This is a genomic window from Jingyaoa shaoxingensis, assembly GCF_014385005.1.
GTDB lineage: Bacteria > Bacillota > Clostridia > Lachnospirales > Lachnospiraceae > Marvinbryantia > Marvinbryantia shaoxingensis.
In genome coordinates this window covers 1-4,992 of sequence record NZ_JACRSZ010000040.1, presented here as the reverse complement: position 1 = coordinate 4,992, position 4,992 = coordinate 1, and the positions used below count along the sequence as shown (strand labels likewise).

Here is a 4,992-nt window from a genome sequence, read left to right as displayed (position 1 = left end):
CACGATCATACTCAGCCATACAAAACATCTTCTCGACAGTATTCTGCCGCAAAAGTGTCGAAGCAGTAATATCACCAGAATCAGGAAACTGGCTGTGAGATTCATTGATAATAACTGTCTCATTATTATAGTACCTCCATCTGATTTATTTCAGCTTGTTGACCAGTTCTTTTAATTCAGAGATCTCCTCTTTGGAAAGTTTGTCTTCTGAAAGAAAAGCAGAAAAAAACTGCATTTTAGAACCATCAAAAAGTTTATTGATCAGTTCATTGGTTTCTGCTTTCTGTATCTGCTCCCTGGTAATCAGCGCTTTGCAGAAAAACTTTGGTTCCTGTCGTTCAATTGCGCCTTTTTCGATACACTTTTTGATCACGGTGTAGGTGGTATTCCGGTTCCAGCCAATTTCTTCTTTTAGGATTTCTGCAATTTGGCCTGCATGCAGATTTCCCTCCCGCCATAATACTTCCATTACTTTTTGTTCAGAATCAAATAATTTAACGTTCATTTAAAAACTCCCTTCATGCATGAAATGACTACTGAAATAGTAATCATATAATTATACTACTACAATAGTCATTTTGCGTCAAGTATAGTTTTTAAAATCGAAAATGGAATGACAGGATGAATGGGTATAGCGGATATAATCTCCATAGACTTTATTTCTAAAATTTCTCATAGCATACTTAATTTTTCTTAAAAAGACTATCATAAAAAAATATCATTTTGTGCATGTTTTGTTCAATATAATTCACATGAATTTGAGATAAAAATAGCTATAATATTTATACGTAAGAGATTACCTGACAGCTTTTCTAATCAGGAGATATCATCTTACATAAATAGTCGGACTGAATGCAAATTGTAAAACTGTCTTTGCAGGCAGCTCATAATAGGTTGTTTTGTATATAAATAATTGAAAAATGGGGATTGATGTATATAAACAAATAATGTATTGGAAGGAAAACGTACGTTTGAACCAAAACACGATGAGAATATGTTTACAAGACAATACAATGCAGCAAAGTGCCTATTGTTTATCAACTTCTAAAGGATCAATGTTTTATGACAGAGAGAAGTCAAATCGTTTATAACGTTCAAATGGAAAATCCGTTTAATAATGACGATGAGATTGCAGATAGCTGTTTTGCGTGAACCAGTTATAACTCTGGAATTACTATGGCTTATACAGATAAATTAAGAGTGGTTTATGGTGACTATACACTTGGGGTACATGGTGAAGGATTTGATTATATTTTTTCTTATGCACAAGGCGGACTGGAATCTATCGTTAAAAACGGATATGAGTGGCTGTACCGTTGCCCAAAACCTACTTTCTGGAGAGCTCTGACAGATAATGACAGAGGAAGCAAGTTCCATATTAAAAGCGGAAGCTGGCTTTCGGCAGATATGTTCATTGACTGCAAGGAAACACAGGTCATTATGGATGGAGAAGTGCAGAAACCATATGCACCGGATAATAACAGCTTCGGTGGGGATGTTTTTGCTGATGAGATCATTGTAAAATATACGTATGAGACAATATCCAATCCGTCAACAACGGTACTTGTGACATATACGGTTCATGCATCTGGAAAAATCCAGGTGGATGTACATTATAATGGAGTAAAAGGACTCCTAGAACTTCCGGTATTTGGAATGCGTTTTATTATGCCGACACTTGCAGATAAATATATCTATGCTATGTGAAAGACTGGATGGAAGAAAGAGGATACTGTTGATATGGAGAATTAGATTTTTAAGAGTCTTTCGATATGTTAGATGAGTGCTATAAGAGATATCTGTTATTAAGGGCAGAGGGACAAAAAGCCTCTCTGCCCTTAATGAACAAAGCACGTTCTTTTAGAAAAATTTAGTCGTTGACAGATAAGATATCTTGCATTATAATACATTTAACAATTAGGTTAAATGTTAAACGAGGAGCGTGATGAATTCTTGGGTATACAAGATACATTAAAAGCACTGGCAGATCCAATACGACGTGAGATTTTAAATTTATTGAAGAATGGACGGCTTTCTGCTGGAGAGATATGTGAACATTTTTCAGTAACGGGAGCTTCTATATCCAGACATCTGGCAATATTAAAGGAGGCTGATTTAATCCGAAATAAAAGAGAGGGAAAATTTATTTATTATGAATTAAACACTTCCGTATTGGAAGATGTCATGTTGTGGATTATAGATTTGAAAGGAGTATCGGACGATGAAGGAAATGATAAAAAAATATAGAGGTTCATTAATTTGTTCTTTTCTGGTAATGCTCATCGGGGTTTTTGTAGGATTCACTAGTACACAGAGCATGTGGGCAAATGTGTTTTTTGTAGTGACGGATTGTGCGCTGGTGGCAATAATATTTTATGATAACCGGAACAGACAGCAGAGCCGCAAGATTATAGGAATGACGATGTGGATTATACCAATTATAACATTACTCTATAATGGTATTGCAAGACTGGTCAATATGGGTGCAGATATGGAAAATCTGTTTATGGCAGTAATTTACTATGGAACTGGACTGCTGTTTATGGTTATTGGAAATTATTTGCCAAAAGTGAAACAGAATAATACCATAGGAATAAGAGTTGTATGGTCTTTAATGGATGAAGAAAACTGGAATGCAACACATAGATTCAGCGGCAAATTATGGATGGCATCAGGTATTTTATGTATGCTTTGTGGACTTTTTGGGGAAAGCATGGCTGCACTGGTTGTGTATATTGTAAGCATTATGGCAGCTGCAATCATTAGCATTCTCTACTCCTACCTTTTTTATAAGAAAAAGCTGGCAACCGGAGAAGGCTTAAAAATTCAATATAATACAAAAAAAAGTGTGATATATCTGATCATCGCAATTTCCACTATTGTGTTTACTATATGGACTTTGTTTTGTGGAAGCATTCAGATTCGTTGTAATGATCGTGATTTTAACATTGAAGCAAAAGGATGGAATGATTATACAGTGGAGTATTCTCAAATTGACAGCATTTCTTATGAAGTAAATGTATTGCAGAACGATAATGATTACAGAACTAATGGTTTTGGAAACCTGAAGTATGCTATGGGAAACTTCAAAAACGATATCTTCGGAGATTATATCCGCTACACTCATGCCTCCTGCCATTCATATGTTGTCATGAACATAGATGGAAAAATATTAGTTGTAAATGGGGAAAATGACGCAGAGACAAAGGAAATCTATCAGAGAATAAGTGAGAAGGTGTCAAAGGAAAGAAAATAGTTGTCGGAAACGCTGAGAAGAAATTATTCTCAGCGTTTTTTGAACATTACTATAATGTCAAGGAATCTTCTGCATCTACCCACATCTGTAAATTCCCATCAAGATACAGTCTAGCATATTCTAGTGATTCATCAATGGCAAGTGTGTTTAATGCACAATCTGATCCGGGTGTGGTTCTCAAATTCTTTTCTGCTTCCCAGCAGTCAATGCGAAGCATATAGTCTGCACTGGTATAAACATCAATGCTGTTTCGTCCGGGATTATATTCTGCAAATATTGTTCTCATCGTATCTTATCTCCTTATCGTTCAATCAATTATTTGCTACAAAAATCAGAAGCATTTCAATCAGTTCACCATGTCACTTTTATTTTGTGTTATACTGTTTTATATAATTTTTTTGCCCTTGTATTTTCCCTTATCAGAGTTCGTAAACACTGGTGGGACGATATAACACAAGGGAAACAATAAGGGAAAGCTCACCTGCGACAAATCCAGTGTTTTCAATGGTTTGCGGAGAATTTAATAACAAAATATAACAGTTATTAAATTTCTTAAAACAGGTGAAATCTCAATCGGGATTTATAGGAGAACATAGATATGAATATAGAATTAAGAAAGTGGTCGGTTGAAGATAAAGAAGTATTAATAAAAATGTGTAATTCAATTGATAGAAGTTTTTTATCTGATAGATTAACTAATCCATATACAAATGCATCTGCTGAGTGGTGGTTAACCATGGTAAAAGACAACGAAGGTAAAAAAGGTGTCTTTCGAGAGATTGTTGTTGATGGTAAAATTGTAGGAACGATATCTGTTGAACAGAAGGACGATGTGTATCGCAAGGATTCTGAAATTGGTTATTATTTATTGCAGGAAGTATATTCAAAAGGCATTATGAGTGAAGCAGTAAGACAGATTTGTGAAATTGCATTTGAAACATTAGACATTATCCGTATTACAGGGCTTGTATATGAAGCAAATATCGCATCAAGAAAAGTGTTAGAAAGAAATGGCTTTTTACTTGAAGGAAAAATGGAAAAAGCAGTTATTAAGAATAACAATATTTTTGATTTATGTATTTATGGGAAAGTAAGATAAATTTAGAATTTGAGGAGGTGGAAAATGTATTTCACGGATGAGAAAGATTACATTATGCGAATGATAAAAGAAATGGTGAGAATATTATTCTCTTTAATATATGGGAAAAAATATGTTTCTGTTGAGCTTGAAAAAGAAAACAAATATGAAGTGTCAGGGAAAAATTTGAAAAGTTTTCTTGATATGATTGATTCAGGGCAAATTAACGAAGCAGAGAATATACTTTTAGATAACATTGATTATGCAAATAATGATGAGGTGATGGCGGCAGCTCTTTTCTATCAATACCTTAGTGAGAAAGATAGTGAGTTTTTGATTAACAACAATTATACAAAAGAAGAAGTGCTTTCTGGCTTTAAGCAATTACTTGTGCAGTCAGGATATAATAATTTGTTATATATGATTAAGGATGATGAGTAATGCAGAAAATCCAGTTTGTAGAATTAAAAAATTTAATATGAAATGTGAGATAGAGCGTATGGAAATTAACTATACGTTCTATTTTTTTACCTTTTTTGTGATTATTCCGGGGCTCTTTGAGCCACCTGTCCGGACTTTGAGAGCCACCATTTCGGAGAATGAGAGCCATATATTCCGGTAATTCAGAGCCACCTTATTGGGCTCTATTACATATATT

6 protein-coding genes and 1 pseudogene are annotated in these 4,992 nt (G+C 34.3%); 5 read left to right on the top strand and 2 right to left on the bottom strand.

All coding sequences use genetic code 11. The annotated features are described in order from the left end of the window. Positions 1-145: 145 nt before the first annotated feature. On the bottom strand, positions 146-505 hold the full coding sequence (locus H8716_RS17250; RefSeq protein ID WP_117449961.1) for a BlaI/MecI/CopY family transcriptional regulator: 360 nt from the start codon (positions 503-505) through the stop codon (positions 146-148). Positions 506-1,176: 671 nt separating this feature from the next. On the opposite strand from H8716_RS17250, the pseudogene H8716_RS17245 reads away from it, so the two are divergent. The 3 genes and pseudogenes from H8716_RS17245 to H8716_RS17235 all read left to right on the top strand — a co-directional run. Next, positions 1,177-1,698: pseudogene (locus H8716_RS17245) on the top strand (beta-galactosidase small subunit-related protein); the annotation flags it as partial. A 255-nt stretch (positions 1,699-1,953) separates the two neighbouring features. Beyond that, positions 1,954-2,247: an autorepressor SdpR family transcription factor gene (locus H8716_RS17240; protein ID WP_054754373.1), complete on the top strand. Its 294-nt coding sequence runs from the start codon at positions 1,954-1,956 to the stop codon at positions 2,245-2,247. Next, positions 2,222-3,256 (top strand): SdpI family protein, encoded by a 1,035-nt coding sequence (locus H8716_RS17235; protein WP_249310187.1) that lies wholly within the window; start codon positions 2,222-2,224, stop codon positions 3,254-3,256. The genes H8716_RS17240 and H8716_RS17235 overlap by 26 nt, the downstream gene beginning before the upstream one ends. A 49-nt stretch (positions 3,257-3,305) precedes the next feature. On the opposite strand, the gene H8716_RS17230 is transcribed toward H8716_RS17235, so the two are convergent. After that, the gene (locus H8716_RS17230) at positions 3,306-3,542 is read right to left on the bottom strand and encodes a DUF6061 family protein (protein WP_249310185.1); all 237 of its coding nucleotides are present in this window, start codon (positions 3,540-3,542) and stop codon (positions 3,306-3,308) included. Between the two features lie 312 nt (positions 3,543-3,854). Here H8716_RS17230 and H8716_RS17225 point away from each other — a divergent pair, with 312 nt between their 5' ends. Further along, entirely contained in the window at positions 3,855-4,355 is a 501-nt protein-coding gene (locus H8716_RS17225; protein ID WP_249310183.1) for a GNAT family N-acetyltransferase, read from the top strand. Positions 4,356-4,379: 24 nt separating this feature from the next. Continuing rightward, the gene (locus H8716_RS17220; RefSeq protein WP_015525010.1) at positions 4,380-4,775 is read left to right on the top strand and encodes a DUF6483 family protein; all 396 of its coding nucleotides are present in this window, start codon (positions 4,380-4,382) and stop codon (positions 4,773-4,775) included. Positions 4,776-4,992: the final 217 nt, after the last annotated feature.

What these genes read in the sequence shown, in the direction of transcription:
- H8716_RS17250 (WP_117449961.1), bottom strand. Translation starts at nt 505, where the DNA reads ATGAACGTTAAATTATTTGATTCTGAACAAAAAGTAATGGAAGTATTA.
- H8716_RS17235 (WP_249310187.1), top strand. Translation starts at nt 2,222, where the DNA reads ATGAAGGAAATGATAAAAAAATATAGAGGTTCATTAATTTGTTCTTTT.
- H8716_RS17230 (WP_249310185.1), bottom strand. Translation starts at nt 3,542, where the DNA reads ATGAGAACAATATTTGCAGAATATAATCCCGGACGAAACAGCATTGAT.
- H8716_RS17225 (WP_249310183.1), top strand. Translation starts at nt 3,855, where the DNA reads ATGAATATAGAATTAAGAAAGTGGTCGGTTGAAGATAAAGAAGTATTA.
- H8716_RS17220 (WP_015525010.1), top strand. Translation starts at nt 4,380, where the DNA reads ATGTATTTCACGGATGAGAAAGATTACATTATGCGAATGATAAAAGAA.